17 protein-coding genes and 3 tRNA genes are annotated in these 21,117 nt (G+C 46.3%); 5 read left to right on the top strand and 15 right to left on the bottom strand.

Features of this window, described 5'->3' with window-relative positions:
• Nucleotides 1-6: 6 nt before the first annotated feature.
• From DWW13_RS14430 to srtB, 5 genes are all read right to left on the bottom strand, one after another.
• Entirely contained in the window at nt 7-468 is a 462-nt protein-coding gene (locus DWW13_RS14430) for a single-stranded DNA-binding protein (RefSeq protein WP_055220137.1), read from the bottom strand.
• A gap of 11 nt (nt 469-479) precedes the next feature.
• Complete coding sequence (gene rpsF, locus DWW13_RS14425) at nt 480-767, bottom strand: 30S ribosomal protein S6 (protein ID WP_022461610.1); 288 nt, start codon at nt 765-767, stop codon at nt 480-482.
• A 147-nt stretch (nt 768-914) separates the two neighbouring features.
• A complete protein-coding gene (locus tag DWW13_RS14420) occupies nt 915-1,106 on the bottom strand; it encodes a DUF951 domain-containing protein (RefSeq protein ID WP_022461609.1) in 192 nt (63 codons plus the stop codon).
• A gap of 32 nt (nt 1,107-1,138) precedes the next feature.
• Nucleotides 1,139-1,873 carry an NAD-dependent protein deacylase gene (locus DWW13_RS14415; protein ID WP_117761939.1) on the bottom strand — a complete coding sequence of 245 codons (735 nt, stop codon included), beginning with the start codon at nt 1,871-1,873 and terminating at the stop codon, nt 1,139-1,141.
• A 26-nt stretch (nt 1,874-1,899) separates the two neighbouring features.
• On the bottom strand, nt 1,900-2,751 hold the full coding sequence (srtB, locus tag DWW13_RS14410; RefSeq protein ID WP_117761938.1) for a class B sortase: 852 nt from the start codon (nt 2,749-2,751) through the stop codon (nt 1,900-1,902).
• A 207-nt stretch (nt 2,752-2,958) separates the two neighbouring features.
• On the opposite strand from srtB, the gene DWW13_RS14405 reads away from it, so the two are divergent.
• A complete protein-coding gene (locus tag DWW13_RS14405; RefSeq protein ID WP_117804871.1) occupies nt 2,959-4,023 on the top strand; it encodes a PTS transporter subunit IIC in 1,065 nt (354 codons plus the stop codon).
• 87 nt (nt 4,024-4,110) lie between these two features.
• On the opposite strand, the gene DWW13_RS14400 is transcribed toward DWW13_RS14405, so the two are convergent.
• From DWW13_RS14400 to DWW13_RS14370, 7 genes are all read right to left on the bottom strand, one after another.
• Nucleotides 4,111-5,994, bottom strand: coding sequence for a serine hydrolase domain-containing protein (locus tag DWW13_RS14400; protein WP_158579774.1), 1,884 nt, complete (start codon nt 5,992-5,994; stop codon nt 4,111-4,113).
• Nucleotides 5,995-6,171: 177 nt separating this feature from the next.
• A complete protein-coding gene (locus tag DWW13_RS14395) occupies nt 6,172-7,794 on the bottom strand; it encodes an extracellular solute-binding protein (RefSeq protein WP_117761935.1) in 1,623 nt (540 codons plus the stop codon).
• Between the two features lie 21 nt (nt 7,795-7,815).
• Entirely contained in the window at nt 7,816-8,715 is a 900-nt protein-coding gene (locus DWW13_RS14390) for a carbohydrate ABC transporter permease (protein ID WP_022461726.1), read from the bottom strand.
• An 11-nt stretch (nt 8,716-8,726) separates the two neighbouring features.
• Nucleotides 8,727-9,713 (bottom strand): ABC transporter permease, encoded by a 987-nt coding sequence (locus DWW13_RS14385; protein ID WP_243004588.1) that lies wholly within the window; start codon nt 9,711-9,713, stop codon nt 8,727-8,729.
• 253 nt (nt 9,714-9,966) lie between these two features.
• Complete coding sequence (locus DWW13_RS14380; protein WP_117761934.1) at nt 9,967-11,679, bottom strand: sensor histidine kinase; 1,713 nt, start codon at nt 11,677-11,679, stop codon at nt 9,967-9,969.
• Entirely contained in the window at nt 11,657-13,153 is a 1,497-nt protein-coding gene (locus DWW13_RS14375) for a response regulator transcription factor (RefSeq protein ID WP_117761933.1), read from the bottom strand. The genes DWW13_RS14380 and DWW13_RS14375 overlap by 23 nt, the downstream gene beginning before the upstream one ends.
• Before the next feature lie 66 nt (nt 13,154-13,219).
• On the bottom strand, nt 13,220-14,851 hold the full coding sequence (locus DWW13_RS14370) for a glycoside hydrolase family 13 protein (protein ID WP_022461722.1): 1,632 nt from the start codon (nt 14,849-14,851) through the stop codon (nt 13,220-13,222).
• Nucleotides 14,852-14,952: 101 nt separating this feature from the next.
• Here DWW13_RS14370 and DWW13_RS14365 point away from each other — a divergent pair, with 101 nt between their 5' ends.
• The 3 genes from DWW13_RS14365 (at nt 14,953) to DWW13_RS14355 (ending at nt 16,212) form a co-directional block, all read left to right on the top strand.
• Nucleotides 14,953-15,915 carry an AraC family transcriptional regulator gene (locus DWW13_RS14365; protein WP_117761932.1) on the top strand — a complete coding sequence of 321 codons (963 nt, stop codon included), beginning with the start codon at nt 14,953-14,955 and terminating at the stop codon, nt 15,913-15,915.
• A gap of 150 nt (nt 15,916-16,065) precedes the next feature.
• Nucleotides 16,066-16,137, top strand: a tRNA-Glu gene (locus DWW13_RS14360).
• A 3-nt stretch (nt 16,138-16,140) separates the two neighbouring features.
• Nucleotides 16,141-16,212 (top strand) — tRNA-Cys (locus DWW13_RS14355).
• A 110-nt stretch (nt 16,213-16,322) separates the two neighbouring features.
• Here DWW13_RS14355 and DWW13_RS14350 read toward each other — a convergent pair.
• Complete coding sequence (locus DWW13_RS14350) at nt 16,323-17,207, bottom strand: SH3 domain-containing protein (RefSeq protein ID WP_117761931.1); 885 nt, start codon at nt 17,205-17,207, stop codon at nt 16,323-16,325.
• Nucleotides 17,208-17,404: 197 nt separating this feature from the next.
• Nucleotides 17,405-19,600: an alpha-galactosidase gene (locus DWW13_RS14345; RefSeq protein ID WP_117761930.1), complete on the bottom strand. Its 2,196-nt coding sequence runs from the start codon at nt 19,598-19,600 to the stop codon at nt 17,405-17,407.
• Between the two features lie 245 nt (nt 19,601-19,845).
• On the opposite strand from DWW13_RS14345, the gene DWW13_RS14340 reads away from it, so the two are divergent.
• The gene (locus DWW13_RS14340; protein WP_117761929.1) at nt 19,846-20,703 is read left to right on the top strand and encodes an AraC family transcriptional regulator; all 858 of its coding nucleotides are present in this window, start codon (nt 19,846-19,848) and stop codon (nt 20,701-20,703) included.
• A gap of 158 nt (nt 20,704-20,861) precedes the next feature.
• Here the strand turns inward: DWW13_RS14340 and DWW13_RS14335 are convergent.
• Nucleotides 20,862-20,933: transfer RNA gene (locus tag DWW13_RS14335), tRNA-Asn, on the bottom strand.
• Nucleotides 20,934-21,117 lie beyond the last annotated feature (184 nt).

The raw sequence follows: 21,117 nt of genomic DNA, 5'->3' as shown, positions 1-21,117 counted from the left end.
TTTCTATCAATTAAATGGCAATTCTTCGTCAATGCCATCGGGAATATTCATAAAACCATCGGCGCTGCCCAGGTCAGATGTATTCGCGGACGGAGCCGGATTGTTATGCTGCGGTGCGGAGTATCCTCCGTTGTTTCCGCCTGCATTTTTGCTCTCTGCAAACTCCTGCTCTTCTACAACTACGTCTGTCGTGTAGACCTTCTGGCCTTCACGGTTGGTGTAGCTTCCGGTCTGAATGCGGCCGGTGATGGCGATCTTCGTTCCCTGACGCAGGTATTTCTCTGCAAATTCTGCCTGGCGGCCGAAAGCAACGCATCCGATAAAGTCTGCGGTTGCGGAATCGCCGTCTCTGCGGAATCTGCGGTCAACAGCCAGTGTATAACGGGCTACCGCTGTGGAGTTCTCTCCAGCAGAGTATCTGACATCGGGATCTCTGGTCAATCTTCCCATCAATATAACTTTATTCATTCGCTTACCTCTTAAGCTTCCTTTTTAACGACTAAGTATCTCAGTACGTTATCCATAATACGCATATGGCTCTCGATCTCTGCCGGAGCTGTTGCGTCTGCTTCAAACTGAATAAAGTAGTAATATGCTTCACGCATATGCTGAATTTCGTATGCAAGGCGTTTTTTGCCCCACTCTTCTACTTCGCCAACTGTTCCGCCGTAACGGGTTACATAACCTTTGGCTTTCTCAACTACAGCTGCGCGTTCCTCTTCTTCAAGTTTTGCATTCACAACCAGTGCTAATTCGTACTTGTTCATGCTTTACCTCCTTTTGGACTTTTTGGCACCCCATTTTCATTATGGGGAGCAAGGAATTATTTTTATACGTCACAATTTGTTATTTTAACATAAAAAAGGGCTTATAGCAAGCCCTTTTTCGCGTGTTTTCTTGTTTTTTTCACGATATTACGCATCTTTTTTTCGTAATCCGCGGGTGTTTTTCTCGACCAGCTTGCGTGCTACCATGATCTGGTGGCCGCAGCCGGTGCATTTGAGACGGAAATCTGCGCCGACACGCAGGATTTCCCACTCGCTGCTGCCGCACGGATGCGGCTTTTTCAGTTTTACAATATCGCCTACTTCGTAATGTTCTGCCATGTTTCTTCCGCCTTATATTTTCTAATTAAAATCTATCTTACTTTGATGCTGCCGAGCACCTGCCCGATCGGCTGCTGGATCAGAAGATCCGCGTTTTTATCCATCGGCGTTGCGCCCTTGTTGATGAGAACCAGCGCATCGCCCTCAAAATACTGGAGAAGGCCTGCCGCCGGATAAACCGCAAGTGACGTTCCGCCGACAATCAGAAGATCTGCCGCCGCAATCGAGCGGATCGCACCGTCGAGCACTTTCTCATTCAGACTCTCCTCGTAGAGTACGACATCCGGTTTGATCATGCCTCCGCATTTTTCACATCTTGGAACGCCGCTGCTCCTTCTCACCAGCTCTGTATCGCAGAATGCCCCGCATTTCATACAGTAATTGCGGTGTGTGCTTCCATGCAGTTCATACACTACTTTACTTCCCGCCGCCTGATGCAGTCCGTCAATGTTCTGCGTCACAATCGCTTTTAATTTTCCCGCCGCTTCGAGCTCTGCAAGTTTCTTATGCGCCGCGTTCGGTTCTGCGCCGACCGGAAGCATTTTGTCGCGGTAAAAAGCATAAAACTTTTCCGGGTACCGCAGGAAATAGCTGTGGCTTAAAATTGTCTCCGGCGGAACGTCATACTTCTGATGATAAAGGCCATCCACGCTCCGGAAATCCGGAATCCCGCTCTCCGTGGACACGCCCGCGCCGCCGAAGAATACGATATTTTCATGCGTATCAATCAATCTCTGCAGTTCTTCGATTTTTCTTTCCTCTTCCATCTGTCATTCCTCCTCCTGACCAATCATTACCGGTTCCGCCGCACGCCCAGAACGACGAACCGTCCAGTCGTATCGCTCGCCGCACAGGTGGACAGCACAATAATATGGCTGTGTTCATCCATCTCCGGCTGCTCCACCGGAATCTCTGACCGCGCCGCCATGGTATTCAGATACTGTACAAACGCTTCACCCCCGCCGGAATACAGCGTGTAGACATCACTGTCTGCCTCCGTATAAAAGGCAGAAAAAATCTGGTACACATCGTTTGATTCCGACGTCAGCATCCAGAAATAGACGCTGTCCCTATATTTTTCCTGCTCCTTCATCTGTTTCAATTTTCCGAACATGGAGAGATTCTTCATATTATGACCGTAAACGATTGTGTTTCCATCACTGAAATCACCCTGATTCTGGTAATCGAGGAAAATGGAACCCGCAAAGTTGCTCGTTCCCTCATACGTCGTATGAAGATACGCATCGTTGTCCGGCCCCTGTACGACCGGGTAACTGATGTCAAGAGCTTCGATATAAAGCCATCCCTTCACATCCGGGTTAATCGCTTTTAGGGATTCAAAATCGACGGCAAGCGGCGGTTCTGTCGGATACGACAGTGGTTCCGGCTCCGGTTCGGAAGGCTCCGCCGGTTTGGATTCCGCCTGCGGCTCCTCTGTTTTCTTTGGTGCCGGTGTCTCCGGTGTTTTTGTAATTTCCGTCGTATACTGCTGCAGATCCCGGTATTCATCCGTACCGGTCTTGTAATCCAGGTAAATGCCGATCAGCTTATACCCGGAAAAGCAGAAAACAGCAAGTGCCGCTAAAAATACCAGAGTCCAAAGCGGATTGCCGCGTTTTTTCTGTTTCTTTTTCTGTTTTCCCATGCGTCTCCTTTATCACTTTTTTACTGTCTGCGCTGTTTTCTGGAAGCGCTCTGAATTTGTCTCAATTATAAGCGTGCCCCTTTCTTTTGTCAACTTATGCCCCCGGAAAAGGATTGCACCCGCCCCCATCTTATGATAGACTAAAAGTCGACTGACAAGTCACTTGTGAATACAGTAACACACCACATACATGAGGAGGAATTCCATATGCGAACAATCAAAAAAGTCGCCTCGCACATCTTCATTGATGGCTTCGGCGGCATGACGCAGGGTCTTTTTGCAACCCTGATTATCGGTACAATGATTCAGCAGATCGGTCTTCTGATCGGCGGTTCGACTGGAAATGTGATCTATCTGCTTGGAAAAGCTGCCGCAGCCCTGACAAGTGCCGGTATCGGTGTCGGCGTGGCAGTGAAATATGGGGAAAGCCCGCTTGTCACGGTTTCTGCAGCCGTCGCCGCCATGGTCGGCGGTTATGCCGGCAAGATCACCGGCGGCACATTCTTTGTGGACGGAAATGCCGTTCTGGCAGGACCTGGCGAACCGCTCGGCGCTTTCATCGCAGCTTTCGCAGGCATCACCTGCGGCCATCTGGTTTCCGGCAAGACCAAGGTTGATATCATCGTGACACCGGTCATCACCATCGGAGCCGGTTCCGTTGTCGGACTGCTCGTCGGACCGCCGATCTCCCAGATGATGACAGGCCTTGGAAGCATCATCAACTGGGCAACGGAACAGCGGCCGTTCATCATGGGCATCGTTGTTTCGGTCGTCATGGGTATGGTTCTGACACTGCCGATCAGCTCCGCTGCACTCGGCATCATTCTGAATCTTTCCGGTCTTGCCGCCGGTGCCGCAACGATCGGCTGCTGCTGCAACATGGTCGGATTCGCGGTTGCAAGTTATCGGGAAAACAAATTCGGCGGCCTTGTCGCACAGGGTCTTGGAACCTCGATGCTTCAGGTGCCGAACATCATGCGTCATCCACTGATCTGGCTGCCCGTCATCTTCTCGAGTGCGATTTTAGGACCCGTCTCCACAATCCTCGCCAATATGCAGAATAATGCAACGGGAAGCGGCATGGGTTCCGCAGGTCTTGTCGGACAGATCACAACGTATCAGACGATGATCACTTACGATGATCCGAAGCTCGTCATCATCAAAATCATTCTGCTCCACTTCGTGCTTCCGGCTGTGATCACCTTGTTCTTCTCAGAGGTATTCCGCAAGGCAAACCTGATCAAATCCGGCGATATGGCTTTGAATCTGTAATCTGTATTTTTAAAAGGGAATGGAACTGCGCATCCGGCAGCTCCATTCCCTTTTTTATCCACATTTCTCTTCTGATTTTTTCTGTTTTTACACCGTTTCTTCTGCGTTTTCCGCATTTTCCACTGCCGCGGCCGATTCAGCTTCCGCTGCCGCTTCTTCTGTCCCCGTTTCTTCCCCCGGCCGCACACGGTGTGCCTCTACCATTGGCTCAATGGTCTGTGCCATCAGCAGATGGATCATGTCAAGGCTCCGCTCGCGGAACCGCGACGGCAGAAGCGGTGCGATCGCCACATCCGTCACGAGGGATTCAAGGCCCTCGATAATCAGATCCTTGCCCGGCGTCTCATTCCACTCCAGTCTGATCCGCTCGAAATCACGCTGGAAAATGATTTTGACCCTCCGTCTTGCGGCCTCTTCCAGAAATGCAAACTCAAGCTTCAGCACCAGTTCGCCGTCTTCATTCTCCGCAAACTGTCCCGTCGTTCCGAGCAGATACGATTCCTCGTTTTCCACCCATTCTACAACTTTGGACCCCGTAAGACCGATCTCAATGCGCTGTGTTTTTTCTCCCTCGGTCAGCTCGACAAAGAAACGGCCTTTTTCATAGAAGAAACCGATGCGGCGGATGCCGTCGGAAAAGTTGTTGTGGAAGACCTGCAGCGTCAGCGGAAACATGCCGACATGCGTGTCCTCCATTTTATATTCTTTTCCGTGCAGAAGCTGCGCCATATCGATCTGACGCGGTGTTCCGCTGTTCCGCGGCCCCGGTGTTCTCCGCTTCCAGCCGCCGCGCAGGATTCTTCCCGGTGTCTCTTTCGCGCCCTCCAGATCACGGCAGGTCTGCACCAGCTTCTGATATGCCATCGGGCTTTCCGCCTCGCCGGATTTCAGCTCTGCACCAAATTCCGCACCGAAATACTTCCGCACAATGTCAAGCATCTCACACGTCTGGAACAGCTCATTGCTGCCAGCATTCGTCACAATCACCACGCCGGTATCCGGATAACCGAGCACGTTCTGCCCCAGCATGCCATTGAACGCAAAGCTGCCCGGCCGCTCCTCCATCCAGACCTGGTAACCATAGCCATATTTTCCCATCTTTTCCGGCGGTGTCGCATGAACGGAGGTGGACGCTGCGACCCATTCCGCCGGGACGATCTGTTTTCCTTCGAATTTTCCGCCGTTCACGTACATCACCCCGAGCTTGGCCGCGTCCTCCGGGCACAGGAAGAGGCCCCAGCCGCCTTTCGTAATCCCTGCCGGGCAGCTCTCCCAGAAGATTTTTTTGATACCGAGCGGCTCGAACAGGCGCGGCCGCAGGTAATCCACCATCTTCATGCCGGTGCGCTCCTGTATGATTGCAGACAGCAGATACGTGTTCATACTGTTGTACTCAAACGCTTCGCCCGGCGTTCCCTTGACCGGCGCATTTAAGAAGCTGTCCACCCAGTCGTTGCCGGAAACAACGCCCATCTCGTTGAACTGTACGCCGCTCTTCATCGTCAGAAGATGCTTCACGGTCAGATTCGGGCGCAGGATCTTCTGCAGCAGACCGTTTCGTTTTTCAAAAATATCATAGACGTTCTCGTCCAGGGAAAGTTTTCCTTCACTGATCAGAAAACCAGCCGCCATGCCAGTGATGCTCTTACACATAGAATACGTCGCATGCCAGATGCCGCTGCGGTATGGGGCGAAATTGCATTCGCAGATGACATGTCCATTCCGCAGGACCAGCAGATGATGCATGTCCGTATGGCGCGCAGCGGCGAGCTCACGAAGCATCTGCGTCAGCTTTTCCGATGAGATGCCTTCGCTCTCCGGCACCACGCGCGGAAAATACGTTTCCGGAGATGCAAAATCCCCGAACGCTTCCTTCTGCGGCGCAAAGTCCGTCTTTCCCATATGTCCTGTCGTCCCACTCATAAATCCCCAGATCATTTCCATTGCGGTTAACTGTTCTTTCGCTGCCATGTACGATGCCTCCTGTCTCATGCGGTTGGATTTCCCTGTTTTTCCAGTTTTCCTCATTATATCCAGATTCCTTGAAAATCGCAATGCTTCTTCTGATAAAAAAGAACCGACATAGAAATCTGTATTTCGATTTCTGCCGGTTCTTTTCCGTGTGTGATTTTTTTATTTTACTTTAGCTTACTCATTCCAGAGTTTCATACGCTCCTGATAATTCTGTGTGATAACTTTTTCTACATCTTCCAGTCCTGCGTCATTCATTTCGGAAATCATCTTGTCGTACTCTTCCATTGCCGCATCGTGGCTGTCTGCATTCACAATCTTCGGATATTCCTGATCGTAGATATCCTGGATTTTCTGCCATTTCAAGCCATCCGGAGTGCTTCCTGCCGGGGCAAGGCCTGTAAACTCTGCGGTATCCCATCTGTCGTTCTCACCAAAGTGATTCATAGCCACCTGCCGGGTCTCTTTTACTTTATACTGTGATACATCGTATGGAGTTCCGTCTGTACCATTTCCGTTCTTTACAAACCAAGTCCATTTGCGGACGCCGGTATCCAGTTTTGTTTTGTCAAAATCCGTCTGGAATCCTTCAATCAGATCATCGTTCGGAACGTGTTTTCCATCTTCCATATTCCAGTTGGTTCCCTCAATACCCCACATCAGAAGATACTGTCCTTCTTCGCTTGCAAGGTAGTTGATCATCTTCATGGCTGCTTCCGGATTTTTACAATTCTTGGTGATCGCGATTGCATCCCAGCCAAGTGTACTTCTTCCGCAGTAAGTAGTTTCATCTGCACTGATTCCGTTTCCAAGGATTTTATAGGAATAGAATTTTGCATCTTCTCCTACAGAAGAAGCAAGTGCTGTATTTGCTGCATCGGTATCCCAGTAGGAAGCAAAGGTACTGAATACGTTACCTGCAGACAGTTTCTGCGTCCACTGATTTTTCTTGTTGACAACCCACTCTTTGTCCAGAAGGCCTTCGGTATACAGTTCATTGGCAAAGGACATCATCTCTTTGAAGTTTGGTGCTTTGGCAACATGTTCCAGATTGTCCCCATCCTGATAATATGTTTTCAGACCATACATTCCTTTTAATGTTCCATCGTAGTTTTTGGATTCTGCATCAAAGGTAATGGCAATACTCTCTTTTCCGTCAATGGTCGGATGAAGTTCTTTGAATTTCTTGCAAATGTCAATATACTCTTCCTGTGTAAATGGCTCATCGCTGTCTGCGCGGTCTTTTCCAACGATTTCGCACAGATAATCATAGCGCATCAGAACACCGGCTACCGGATCCGGATCTTCTCCGTACCAGTTATTCAGATAGTAATTCTTTCCATCGGTATAACGACTCTTGTTTAAGGTTTCCCCGTACATCTCTTTTACATCCGGACCGTACTCATCGATCAGATCATTCAACGGAAGCAGTGCGCCTGCCTCAATGTAACGGTTTACAATATCATTTCCACGATCCATCAGGACGATATCCGGGTAATTCTGACCGGTCAGCATCAGGTTCAATTTTTCCAGCGGATCTCCGGTTGGATTTTCTACCTGAATTTTGACACCTGTTTTTTCCTCAATTGCTTTTGCAACTGGATCATCAAAGGTATTGCTTCCGGAGTTTTTGTCAAAGATAGAAATCGTAACTCCGTCTGTTGATACCTCGCCCGATGCAGATGATGCACTGCCGGATGCAGTACTTGATGATGTACTGCCATTTGATCCGCATCCTGCAAGCATTCCCGCTGCCATCAGGACACTCATCGCCATTGCGATACTTTTTTTGAACTTCATTTTCTTTTCCTCCTTCTATCATCAGCTCTTTACAGATCCGAGCATGATTCCTTTAACAAAATATTTCTGAATAAACGGATAAACCATGATAATCGGAATGGTCGCAATCATCGTAGCAGCCATTCGAATGCTGTCCGGCGTAATGGTCTGTGACGCCTGATTTGCCGCCTGGTTCGCTGATGAAGTCTGATACTGATTCAGAATTTCAACCAAAATGGACTGCATTGTTTTTAAAGACTGTGCATTCGTAAACAAATATGCATCGAACCAAGAATTCCAATGGGTAATTGCAACAAACAGTGCAATGGTCATAATAATCGGCTTGGACAATGGAATTACCATTTTAAAGAAAACTGTCAGATCGTTTGCTCCGTCAATTTTCGCCGATTCAAAAATCTCTGCCGGCATTCCCTCTATATAATTCTTTACCAGAATCATATTATAAACACTTACCAGGTTCGGGAAAATAAATACAATGAAATTATTCAGCATTCCAAGGCTCTTTAATACCATATAATACGGAACCATTCCGCCGCCAAAATACATGGTGAAGATAAAGAACAGGTTCAGCTGTTTCCGGAACAGCAGCTCTTTTCTGGAAAGCACATAGGCAAGTGCTGTCGTGACAAGGACCGCCAGCGGTGTACCAATTGCAGTACGAAGTACAGTGATCAGAATGCCATGCAAAAATGTGGCACGTCCCAGAATATCTTTATAACTTGCCAGACTCAGTTTTCTCGGCAGAAAGTAGAGCCCGCCGCGCAGTGCATCGGTTGCATCGTTAATGGATACCACAAAAATGTTCCAGAACGGATACACACAGATCACAGTAACTAACACCAGAAAAACCACTTTGAAAATATCAAGAAACCAGTCACTGGCACAACGTTTTCTTTTGATTTTAATTGCTTTTTCTCTCATTTTCCTTCCTCCTAAAACAGTGCCGTATTATCATCACTGAATTTCTTCGAAAGTGCATTTGCACTGATGACCAGAATGAAGGAGACTGCGGATTTAAAGAATCCTACTGCAGTACCGTAAGAATACATTCCGTTTTTCAGACCATAGCGGTATGCATACGTATCAAGTACATCAGAATAATTTAAAATAGCATCATTAGACATCAACAGCTGCTGCTCATATCCTGTATTCAGAACACCTCCGATTGCCAGAATCAGAAGAATCATAATGGTCGGCTTTAATGCCGGAAGTGTGATATGCAGAATCTTCTGCATTCTCGTCGCACCATCCACATCCGCTGCTTCATACATATCCTGGCTGATGCCGGAGATTGCCGCCATATAGATAATCGCATTGTATCCAAGTACCTTCCACGCATTTGCGATCGCGATGATCCACCAGAAATATGGTCCTTTCTGGAAAAACAGAATCGACTCATCGGTTAATCCGAGGAATTTTAACAGATTGTTGATGACGCCGTCTGAAGAAAGGAATGTAAGGAAAATGTTTGCCGCAATAACCCAGGAAATAAAATAGGGAATATAAGATGCGGTCTGTACAAATTTCTTTGCCTTCTGGTTTCGAACTTCATTCAGGCAAAGCGCCAGAATGATTGGCAGCGGGAATGAGAATAACAGTGTCAGTAAGCTGGTTGCCAGTGTGTTTCTCATGATTTTTGTGAAATCTGTGGAAAAGAAATACTTGAACCAGTCAAGACCGACAAACTGCGAATTCACCATATCCGCAAAATAGCCGCTACCCTGCGGCGTGTAGTTGATGAAGGACATATACAGTCCTGTCATTGGTGCATAGCAGATCAGAATGACCCATACCAACGATGGAAGCAGCAGTAAAAACAGATATTTCTGTTTCCAGAACCGTTCCGCGAGGCTTTTTTTGTGCTTTGCATGCACGTTTTCTTTTTTCATGCCTTCTCCTTCTTTCTTCTTTTTGTTCATCTTGTACACTCTTGCTGTCTATGTTTCCATTCTAATGGATAGTCTGTCCTGCAACAATCTCACTTTTTTATGATTTCTATCTCGATTTAACGGAGTTTTATAATTCTCTTTTTTATTCTGTTGTTTTCTTACGATTTCTGTCAATATCTAACGAAACAGAAACCGGCTGACGGGCAAAATCACCTTTATCAGCCGGTTTCTGTTTCCTCTTCTATGCAAACAATACGAAGTTATTTCTGCTTTGTTTGATTTTTTATTCGTTTACTGGAATTCTGACAGAAACTGTCGTTCCATATCCTTCCTGGCTTTCTATTCGGACACCATAATCCTCTCCATAAGCCAGACGAACCCTGTTTGCAACATTTCTCAGTCCATATCCTTCCTCTAAGCGCCGCAGAGAACTTCGCAGTTTAATCAGTTTTTCCGCCTCGATTCCACATCCATCATCTGTCACCTGGAATACCACATCCCTTTCTTCTTTTTGAATTCTGACCGCAATGTGGAGAACTTCTTCCTCTTTTCTCGCATGGTGAATGGCATTTTCAACCAGCGGCTGCAGAAGAAGTTTAATGGTTCGATATGTCAGTACTTCTCTTGCAATCTCATACTCCACCTGTACGCTGTCCCGAAAACGCATCTGCTGGATTTTCAGATAGCTCTGCAGCAGTTCCACTTCTTCCTGGATGGAAAGCACCTGTTTTCCCTTATTCAGGGAAATCCGGTAGAAGCTGGACAAATTTTTGACCGCCTGCATCGTCTGTTTTCCACCTTCCCGCATCGCCAGTGCTGAAATAACCGCAAGTGCATTGTAAAGAAAGTGCGGATTGATCTGTTCCTGCAGCAGATTCAGTTCGCTCGTCTGAATCCGGATTTTCTTTTCGTAATTTTCCCGAATTAGCTCCTGAATCTGATCACTGAGCTGATTAAACGCCAGCCCGATCTGTCCGATCTCATCTTCTCCCATATTTTCCAGACGGTAATCAAATTCTCCCTGTCCCATCCGTTTTGCTGCATACACCACTTTCTGCACCCGCATGGAAATCCATCTTGTGTAACAGATAATGCAGAGAAATACCATAGCCGCGCTGCAGAGGATCAGGAACAGCATCCTTCTTGAAACAGCTTTTGCGTCTTTTAAAACCGTCTCCTTATCCGAAATCACAAGAATTTTTGTTCCGAAAACTCCGCTCTGGATATTTCCGATTTTTGAAATGCCGTCACGCTCAAACTCAATCTGCGCTTTCTGCTCCAGATCCTCTTCCGGCATTCTGGTCCGGATCGGAAGGCCTGCCATTTCCGGTTCGGAAGCAGCCAGAATATATCCTTTTTGATCCACCAGATAAATTTCATCGGTGGAATTTATTGTTTCGAGGAGGGGCTGTATCTGCTGATTTTCAATCTGTAACGACAGTACGCCCTTCATCCCGCCCTGTGGATAAAAATTCATCAGACGATTCATATGAAATGCTTTTCCGTCTCCAGATGTCCCACAGAATACCGTTTCCCCTATCGCATCAAATGTCAGCACACATTCCCTCCGATCTAGATCCTGCATGGAATAAAAATAATAATTATCCTGCGGAAGCGTTTCATTGTTGCTGTAAAAACAGATTTTGTAAATTCCTGCATTCATCAGACAGATTTCGCTGAGCTTCTTATCAATATAGTAAAACATATCTTCATAAGAATCGTTGCTGTAATCCTGAAACAAATATCCGCTCAGCATCTGATCCACATACAGCACATCCAGAATTGTTTCGTAAGGCTCGACCATCGTAGAAAAATTTTTTTCAATTCGTTCTGCTTCCTGTTCTGCACTCTGATATGCTTCAGTAAGAAGCACATTCCTTGTTTTTCCATAACTGTACCAGGTAACACACAGCATTGGAATCAGTGCCAGTACCAGATAGCCGATCACCAGTTTAAACTGAAAACTCCGATTTTTATACCATTTTACGATATTCATTTGGTGTCACTCCAAATCTTTTCTGAAAAACAACGCCAAAGTAAGAAACATTTTCATATCCAACCGCCAGACTCACTTCCCGTACTTTATTTTTCTTATTCTTTAACAGTTCCGCCGCCCTCTGCAGACGCATTTCCGTATTGTATTCCAAAATCGTTTTTCCTGTTGCCTCTTTAAACAGGCTCCTCAGATAATTCGGAGACAAACCAACCTCCGCGGCCAGCTTCTCGATATCTGCGCTTTCCGAGCAGTGCTCCTGAAGATATGTTTTTACCTGATAAACGGCATAGTAATTTGGATTTTGATTCTGTTCTTCAAAAAATGCCAACATCCGTTCCAGATACTGCTTCATCTTTTCCCGCATCTGATAACTGTTGTTTGCTTCAAAAATTTCATTTTCTCTCAAAATTTTTTCTGCTTCCATCCAGTTTTCCAGCAGTTCATCGCTCAAAACAAGACGGTTCCATAGATACATATAGAGATTGTAAACTTCTCCCGCAAATGTTTTCGGCGCAAGCCCCTTTAGCTGTTGAAAATAATCTTTCATGGTCTGCAGCGTTTCCTGCTTTTTCCCGTTGCTGACCAGACGACAGATTTCTTCTCTCCGCTCCTTCTGTTCCCGGAAATGATATGCTTTTTCCTCTTCCGTTTCTTTTTCATCTGCACAGAAAAGTTCCGGTGGATCCATATGAAATGCCAGAACACAACAGTTCCGAAGTTTTTCCGCCTTTTCGTACAGGCAGTCAGCTGTCCATGCTCCACTGCACCATCCAACGGCTCTCGGTGCGTCTTCTTTCAAATCATTCCAGATCTGAAATGCCGTATCTTTCACCGACAGATACCCCGCCAGCAGCAGCATACTGATCCGTTCCGTTTTGCTGATGTAACGGATGCCCTTGTATTTTTCCTGAATTTGGCTACAGATGTTTTCTTCCGTTTTTCCATAAACCGCTATGATTCCAAACCTGCACTCTTCCAGTTCTTCTCCAAATACACCACGGAAATTTTTCCGTAAAAGCTCTGTTTCCTGTTTTTCCCGCAAAGCCATTTCCAGCAACTGCTTCGCCGCCGTTTTCCGCGACCAGTCTGCTATCTCTCTTTTCTCCAGTTCACTTCTCACTTTTTTCAGACATGCTTCTACTTCTTCAATCGTAAATGGCTTTAAAAGGTAATCCACGGCATTCACCTGAAAAGCGGAATGGATATAGGAAAAATCATCATATCCTGTCAGAAAAACAATTTTGCATGGATATCCCCGGCGTACGATCGTCTCTGCCAGTTCAATTCCACTCATTCCTGGCATCTGAATATCCGTAATCACAATATCTGCCATATTTTCTTCCAGGCACTCCAGTGCCCTTCTGCCATTGCGCGCGGTAAATACTCTGGAAATCCCGTTCTTTTTCCAGTCAATATAATCCCGCAATGTCTCCAGTTCAATTTCTTCATCTTCTACAAGAAGAACGCGATACATTTTCTCCCTCCTGTTTCCAGTTGCTCCTGCAGTTTTCTTCTCCTGCTGCTTTTCATTTCTGTCTTTTTACTGCAGAAGTTCAATCATATACGCCTCATACGGCTGTAACTTCCACACTTCTTTTGTGAGGCTTTCTGTATCATTATGAATCAGAACCGTTCCTTTTGTCAAATCATATCGGGCTTTCATCTCTGCCGCGGTATCCCGGAAATTGCAGAGCACAATCAGCTTTTTCTCTCCCAGATTTCTCTCATAAGCAAAAATATCCGGATTTTCTTCCTCAATCAGACGGAAATCCCCATAAACAAGAGTGTCATTTTTCCTACGCAGCGCAATTAGTTTTTGATAGAAATAGAAGAGGGAATCCGGATTTTTTCTGCTGTTTTCCACATTGATCTCCTCGTAATTCTGATTTTCCGCCATCCACGGTGTTCCCGCTGTAAATCCGGCGTGTTTTTCCGCATTCCACTGCATTGGCGTCCGCGCATGGTCCCGGCTGTTCCGTGCAAGATAGGTACGAATTTTTTCTTCCTCCCAGCCTTCTTTTTTACGGTCTTCGGCAAAATTTACAGACTCGATATCCTGATAGTCCTCGATCCGAAGCCCTGACACATTTGTCATACCGATTTCTTCCCCCTGGTAAATATAAGGAGTTCCTTTCATCCCATGGAGAAGGACAGCCAACATTTTTGCTGATTTTTCCCGATACGGTTCCCTGTCATTTCCAAAGCGCGATACGACACGCGGAAAATCATGGTTTCCCCAGAACAGGCTGTTCCATCCTTTTTCTTCCAGTCCCGTCTGCCATTTTTCAAAGAGCTGCTTCAGTTGCGGCAGCGTATACGGTTTCGGATCCCAGTTTCCACTTCGGATGCCGTCGATTCCCATCAGTTCAAACTGAAAAATCATACTGAGCTCCTGGCTTTCCGGATCAGAATACTGCTGTGCCATTTCTACCGTAGCACCTCCGGTTTCCCCCACTGTCAGGATCTGTTCTGATTTTCCATACGTATTCTGATTCATTTCCATTAAGTATGTATGAATCTGCTCCGAATGAGTATCATTTCCTCCATGTCCATCTTTTACAATATTGTCAATTGCATCCAGCCGGAAACCACGGATCCCTTTATCCATCCAGAACTGGATCATCCGGTACAGCTCTTTCCGAAGCGACGGATTTTTCCAGTTCAGATCCGGCTGCATTACACTGAAACTGTGATAATAATATTCCTGAACCTCCGGCACCCATTCCCAGGTGCTTCCTCCAAAGAATGCTCCGCCGCCTTCTGGCGGCTGCTCCTTCGTTCCTTCCTTCCAGATGTAAAAATCATGGTATTTACTGTTTCGATCCTTTCTGGCTTCCAGGAACCATGGGTGCAGATGGGAACTATGATTTAAAACAAGATCCATCATGACCACAATTTCCCGCTTTTCACAGGCTGCGATCAGTTCTTCCAGCTCTTCCATTGTGCCCGCTTCTTCCATTACTTTATAATAGTCACTGACATCATATCCATTGTCGTAATTAGGAGAATCGTTAAAAGGCGAAAGCCAGATGGCTCCAACACCAAGCTCCTGCAGATAGTCCAGCTTCTGCAGAATCCCTCCAAAATCGCCGATGCCGTCTCCGTTGCTGTCACAGAAGCTTCTGGTGTAAATCTGATATACGGTTAAGCTATGCCACCACTCTCTTTTCATTTTCTGTCCTCTCTTTCTTTTTTCCTATAAGAGCAGTATAATGATATTATCTTATATTTTCTAACCTGATTTTCGTATTTAATGAAAGGATTTTGACTTTTATGAAAAAAGAACGTTCAAAAGAGCTCTTTTCTCCTGAATCTTGTTCCCCTGTTCTTTCTGGCGGAATCCGGGATTTTACCGTGCATGGAACCGAACCTGTTCCGCTCCATATCTATCATCAGGATTATGCGCATGGCGGGCTCTCTGTTCCTTTTCACTGGCATAAAGAATTAGAATGGATCTGGGTTGAAAAAGGTACTCTCACTCTGACACTGAAAACTGAAACCCGGACAATTTCCGAAGGTACTTTTCTTTTCATCAACAGTCACGAACTGCATCAGCTCTGCAGCATTGGAACTACCCCTTCGATTCACCATGCCCTTGTATTTCTTCCAGAAATTCTCTCATGTGCCTATCTGGATTCCTGTGAAGCAGACTGGATTCGTCCGCTGCTCTCTCATCAACTGCTTCTTCCGGCTTTTCCATTGGAAGAGCTTTCTGCTGCTGAAGCCTCCTCTCAGACACAGAAAACATTTGTACTGACATTATCTGAGCTTTTCCAGGAAATCCTGTATGCATACGATACCAAACCCATCGGCTGGTTTCTTCTGATCAAAAGTGACATGTATCGGATTCTTGCACTTCTGGCGCAATACCAGCTTTTTCTTCATCCGGAACCCCTCTGCACTCGTAAAAAAGAAAGATCTGATCAGTGTAAAAAACTCTTACGTTATATTCAGGATAACTATGATTCCAAAATCCGTCTTTCAGATCTTGCTGCTATACTCAATATGAATCCACAATATTTTTGTCGTTTCTTCAAAACGCACTTTCACACAACGCCTATTTCCTATATCAACCAGTACCGCGTAACCCAAGCCGCAGATCTTCTTACCGGCAGCTCGCTTTCTATCTTGGAAATTGCTCTGCATACCGGATTTGAAAGCCCCAGCTATTTTGCCAGCATTTTCCGCCGGACTTTTGGTATGTCACCGGAAGAATATCGAAAAGCCATGCCCTGACCCGGCAAATTTTTTCCTTCTGAATGCACGACAACACAAATCTCAAAAATTTTTGATTTTTTTTCAAAAAACACTTGCCAAACTCGTTTTCTTATGATAATATACTACTTGTCGCTGAGCAAAAATCACGGCAGACAAATCAAAAACTTCGGCTCCGTGGTCAAGCGGTTAAGACATCGCCCTTTCACGGCGGTAACACGGGTTCGATTCCCGTCGGAGTCATATGGCGTCGTAGCCAAGTGGTAAGGCAATGGTCTGCAACACCAGTATCCACCGGTTCAAATCCGGTCGACGCCTCTTCTTTCCCGGAAACAGATAGTTTCTGGGATTTTTCTTTTTCAAAATTATTTCAAAAAAGCTACCGGTTCTGTTTGCTTCGGCAGCTTTTTTGAAAATATCATTCTTTTTTAATTTTCTTTTTCTTTCACATAGTCTTCGTACACATACGCCGTTTTTCCCTCATACGAAATCTTGTACCATCCGTTCTCTTTTCCGAGCATTTCCACTTCTTCCCCTGTCGTCAGAGCTCCGATAACCTGGCTTGTGCTGACGTTGGGTTCTGTACGTACATTGACCGGTGAGATACAGGTGACGGTTTTCTTACCCTTCTGCTTTTTCACGCCATCCGAATTATTTTCTGCTTCCAGCGCTCTTTTCTGCTCCTGGCAGGCCGTCTGAAATGTTTCTGTCAGCAGCTCATTGTCCGGGAACTGCAGAGACTCCAGTATTTCCGGCACGATTTGCTGTGTATCGTTGCTGCCGTTTCCTTTTTTCCATATAATCTGATACCCTTCATTCTCCGTTTTCACTCCGCAGAAAAATGCGGTCGGAATCTGCAGGGAATTTTTTACCTGGAAACGATAAAAGGAACTCTCTTTACTTTTTCCTTCGTTAACTGTTTTCGCTACAAAATCACTGATGCTGTTTTCCCCGGTTATTTCATTTTGATCGATTAATTTTTCAGCACTCTCTTCGTCCTCCGGGAAATCCATAAGTATCACTTTTGCCATTCCTTCCCGATACGATATCTCAAGACTTTCCCCATCTTCCGATATGAAACTGCATTGAATTTTTTCATCTCTCATTACATTCCAGCCTTCTGGAAGTGTGATTATAATATTCTGGTATGTAGAAAGAAACTCTTTTTCACCATCTTCTGACTCATCCTGGACACTGGATGCTCTTTCGGAGACAACCGATGGATTCTCCTTTTCCACCTGCTGATTTCCACATCCCATTACCACAATAGTTGTCATCAGAAGAACAGCTAAACAGTTTTTTTTGTTTCTCATGTACAATTTCCTTTCTTGACAGTTCCCTCTTTATTTTCTGTCAGAAAATTTCTTTTGCTTATTGTATCATAACTATTTTTGCACTGTAAAGAGTACGTTCCTTCCCTCCTGCTTTGATTTTCTTTATGCAAAAAAATCTCCAACCAGATTGAGGTTCCCTTCCTCTCAAATCCAGTTGAAGATTTTTCTTATCTTTTTTATTTTACTTCTGTAAATTCGACCCGGATACTCTCATACTCTCCCAGCACCTGCTGCAGCGTCAGTCCCGCACGGTTCCAAGTACGGCCGGAGCGGATTTCTCCATCCAGACTGCAGCGGTACAGCTTATCCTCTGCAAGACCGCACACTTTCGTGTGAACCGGAAGCGGATTTCCTTCTGCATCCGTCTTTACCAGTGTAAGCAGTGCGCGGCTCTGATCTTTTGCCACGAACTCCCATGCCATGAAATCCTGCTTTTTCAGCCCGGTCAGACGGTAATACAGGCCTTCGTGCGTCAGATCGTAATATGTATGCATTGCAGCAACCTGCTCTTTTACCATCTCTTTCTCTTCATCCGAAATCTTGTTCAGGTCCATCTCATAGCCGAAGCTTCCTGCAAGAGCTACATCACCTCTTGTCTTGAATGGAGTTACGCGGCCGGTCTGATGGTTCGGGCATACCGAAACGTGGGATCCAACCGTGCTGATAGGATAGAAGAAGGAACTTCCATACTGAATCGACAGACGGTTGATCGCGTCCGTGTTATCACTGCACCAGATCTGCGGGGAATAATACATCATACCGGCATCAAATCTTCCGCCGCCTCCGCTGCATCCCTCAAGCAGCAGATCCGGGCACGCGGCAAGGAAACGCTCGAGCAGATCATAAACACCGAGCACATAGCGGTGATACAGCTCTCCGTTTCGGCTCTGTGCTGCCACATGGCTGTAAACATCGCAGACACTGCGGTTCATATCCCATTTGACATAATCAATTTCTGCATCGTGGACGATGGTCGTCAAACGCTCCAGCAGATACTCCCGCACATCGTCACGCGTCATATCCAGTACAAGCTGATTTCTTCCATGGTTTGGCACACGTCCCGGAACTGCAAATGCCCAGTCCGGATGTGCACGGTAGAGATCACTGTCCTCGGAAATCATCTCCGGCTCGAACCAGAGACCGAATTTCATGCCCATCTTGTGGATTTTTTCTGCAAGCTGTGCCATGGAACCGTTCATCTTCTTCTCGTTGACAAACCAGTCGCCAAGGCCGCTGTTGTCATCATCTCGTTTTCCGAACCAGCCATCATCAAGCACCAGCATTTCGATGCCGAGTTTCTGCGCCTGCTCTGCGATTTTCAGAATTTTCTCTTCATTGAAATCAAAATACGTTGCCTCCCAGTTGTTGATCAGGATCGGACGTTCGGCATGTTTATACGCACCGCGGCAGATATGCTCGCGGATGATCTCATGATACTGCTGTGACAGTTTGGTAAGGCCGCTTCCGGAGTAGCTCAGGATCACCTGCGGGGTATCGAACACTTTTCCTTTTTCCAGGTGGAAACAGAAGTTTGCCGGGTGAATACCCATCTGGAAACGGGTCTGGTTTTTCTGATCCTTCTGTGCCGCTGCAACAAAGTTTCCGCTGTAAACAAGGCATGCGCCGATGCAGGAACCGTGTGTCTCGTCAGCCCCCTCCTCGCAGAGGATTACGGCCGAATTGTAATGATGGCTCGACGTGCCGCGGATGCTGCCGATCTCGACTTTTGCGCGCTGCACCGGAATCCGCTCTGCCGTACGCTCCATCGCATGACGGCCGGAGAAATAGATCATCTCATAATTTTCATACATCAGATCCATGCTGAAAGACAGCATTTTTTCCAGCTCGATTGCCGTCTCTCCGTGGTTTTCCAGTCTTGCCGCTCTCGTAATCACGTTTTCGTTTTCAAATACTCCGTAGAACAATTTCAGTACAACACCGGAAGCTTTCTCTTTCATCGTGATGACAAGCGTTTCTCCTTTTTCTTCCTCTGTATCGTACAGTGCCGGCATACCCGGAACCGCATAGGAATGATCGAGGATTTCATAAGAATCGAAACGGAAATCTGCCGCACAGCTTCCATCCACCTGACGAATCCGAACCATATCATCACGGTAATCGCCGACTCCGCTCGAAGGTACTTCCTGCGGCAGTGTATCCAGAGAATACGTGCGATCGCTTCCGGCTTCCTCCGGATTTCCTGCAAATCCCATATCCGTACAGAAAATCAGACCGGAAAGATTTTCCTCACCGATTTTTTCTCCATAGTAGAGATGCAGAAGCACATTTTTGTCATCTGCGAACATCTGGTAACTGCTGTCTTTTGTCTGGAGGGTAAATAACCGTCCATTTTCACTTACTTTGATTGCCATGGTTTTTTCTCCTTTATCTTATCGCATTTTTTCGGGCTGCTCACACCAAAATCACTTTCTTACATACCCGAACAACAAGTGTTCCGGTGCTGCGTGAACCGTAACGGCTGCTACTCCGGGCTTTTGATCTCCTACAGCTGCTTGCAGTATCCTGCAAAACACGATATAATTTTACTGATATTTCGGAATCTCATCCTTTTGTGACATTCCGGCTTTTCTGATGATTCATTTTGTGAGGTATACTTATGGAAACTTCCTGGACACTTCCTGTCCCAAAGCATAAATTTTCGGATCTTTATCTCTGCTTCTGCGGCTACGAAGCCTGCCAGCCGTTCCACAGCTACGGCCCTGCTGTACGCCCCAATTACGTGATCCACTATATTATTTCCGGGAAAGGCACTTTTACCATCGGAAACCGCACTTACCGCCTAACCGCCGGACAGGGCTTTTTCCTGATGCCAAATGTCCGCACCTACTATGAAGCCGATGCGGATGATCCCTGGACCTATCTCTGGATCGGTTTTGACGGCGAAAAAGCTGCCTCTTATGTACAGGAACTCGGTCTTTCCGAGGAGCACCCTGTCTACCAGTGCAGTTTTTCCGGTGAACTGCAGTCCCTCCTGTTTCAGATGCAGAAGCACAATACCTATGACACCTCTGACCAGTATCTTCTGGAAGGCTGTCTGTACCAGTTTTTCTCAATTCTTTCCCGCGAAATCACGCTTGCCGATCCTTCTGCACGGGAGATCGGCAATCTTTACGTGGAAAAAGCCGTTGAGTTTATCCGAAATAATTATTCCAATGAAATTCTTGTCTCGGATATTGCCAGATATGTATGCATCAACCGGAGTTACCTTTATACCCTGTTTCAGAAATATCTCCATACCTCACCGCAGGACTATCTTTCTTCCTGCCGGATCACGCGTGCGCTTGAGCTTTTATCATATACGGATCTCCCCATCGAAACGGTCGCTTTTTCCTGTGGTTACCGGAATGCCGAAGTTTTTACCAAAGCCTTCCGCCAGAAGCAGGGCATGACGCCAAGCGCCTATCGGAAAAAGTTCCGCCTTGACACGACTCCTGACTCTGCACATGTTCCGTGATCTGTCTGATTTTATTATAACGAAATCTTTCTTCCATGAACAGGAAGAAATGTTATGGAAAACCGTCAAAATGTTAGATGGCGTTTCTTAATGGCTACAGACATCAAAAAAGCGATACAGTTATGATTTCTCATTTCTGTATCGCTTCTTCATCTTAGCTCCCCGAGTTGGGCTCGAACCAACAACCCTTCGGTTAACAGCCGAATGCTCTACCATTGAGCTATCGAGGAATACCTCAGGAATCTTTTCCTGACAATCGTTACTATAACACAATCTTTTTCGAAAAACAAGTATTTTGCGGAAAATAATTACAAAAAGCCACCGGATCTCTCCGATGGCCTTTCTGATATACCTTCAAAACCGCACATACTTTACATCTATCATTCCATTTCTGTGAACACAACCAATTAGGTC

The sequence above is a fragment of the Blautia sp. AF14-40 genome (genome assembly GCF_003479665.1).
GTDB lineage: Bacteria > Bacillota > Clostridia > Lachnospirales > Lachnospiraceae > Fusicatenibacter > Fusicatenibacter saccharivorans.
The sequence above is the reverse complement of the archived record's forward strand: the minus strand, read 5'-3'. Positions and strand labels throughout refer to the sequence as shown.

Bases quoted from the DNA above. Each gene is read 5' to 3' on its own strand.
- DWW13_RS14365 (WP_117761932.1), top strand. From the start codon at position 14,953: ATGAAAAAAGAACGTTCAAAAGAGCTCTTTTCTCCTGAATCTTGTTCC.
- DWW13_RS14340 (WP_117761929.1), top strand. From the start codon at position 19,846: ATGGAAACTTCCTGGACACTTCCTGTCCCAAAGCATAAATTTTCGGAT.
- DWW13_RS14400 (WP_158579774.1), bottom strand. From the start codon at position 5,994: ATGGCAGCGAAAGAACAGTTAACCGCAATGGAAATGATCTGGGGATTT.
- DWW13_RS14385 (WP_243004588.1), bottom strand. From the start codon at position 9,713: ATGAACAAAAAGAAGAAAGAAGGAGAAGGCATGAAAAAAGAAAACGTG.
- rpsF (WP_022461610.1), bottom strand. From the start codon at position 767: ATGAACAAGTACGAATTAGCACTGGTTGTGAATGCAAAACTTGAAGAA.
- DWW13_RS14420 (WP_022461609.1), bottom strand. From the start codon at position 1,106: ATGGCAGAACATTACGAAGTAGGCGATATTGTAAAACTGAAAAAGCCG.
- srtB (WP_117761938.1), bottom strand. From the start codon at position 2,751: ATGGGAAAACAGAAAAAGAAACAGAAAAAACGCGGCAATCCGCTTTGG.
- DWW13_RS14405 (WP_117804871.1), top strand. From the start codon at position 2,959: ATGCGAACAATCAAAAAAGTCGCCTCGCACATCTTCATTGATGGCTTC.
- DWW13_RS14350 (WP_117761931.1), bottom strand. From the start codon at position 17,207: ATGAGAAACAAAAAAAACTGTTTAGCTGTTCTTCTGATGACAACTATT.
- DWW13_RS14415 (WP_117761939.1), bottom strand. From the start codon at position 1,873: ATGGAAGAGGAAAGAAAAATCGAAGAACTGCAGAGATTGATTGATACG.
- DWW13_RS14370 (WP_022461722.1), bottom strand. From the start codon at position 14,851: ATGAAAAGAGAGTGGTGGCATAGCTTAACCGTATATCAGATTTACACC.
- DWW13_RS14380 (WP_117761934.1), bottom strand. From the start codon at position 11,679: ATGAATATCGTAAAATGGTATAAAAATCGGAGTTTTCAGTTTAAACTG.
- DWW13_RS14395 (WP_117761935.1), bottom strand. From the start codon at position 7,794: ATGAAGTTCAAAAAAAGTATCGCAATGGCGATGAGTGTCCTGATGGCA.
- DWW13_RS14430 (WP_055220137.1), bottom strand. From the start codon at position 468: ATGAATAAAGTTATATTGATGGGAAGATTGACCAGAGATCCCGATGTC.
- DWW13_RS14390 (WP_022461726.1), bottom strand. From the start codon at position 8,715: ATGAGAGAAAAAGCAATTAAAATCAAAAGAAAACGTTGTGCCAGTGAC.
- DWW13_RS14345 (WP_117761930.1), bottom strand. From the start codon at position 19,600: ATGGCAATCAAAGTAAGTGAAAATGGACGGTTATTTACCCTCCAGACA.
- DWW13_RS14375 (WP_117761933.1), bottom strand. From the start codon at position 13,153: ATGTATCGCGTTCTTCTTGTAGAAGATGAAGAAATTGAACTGGAGACA.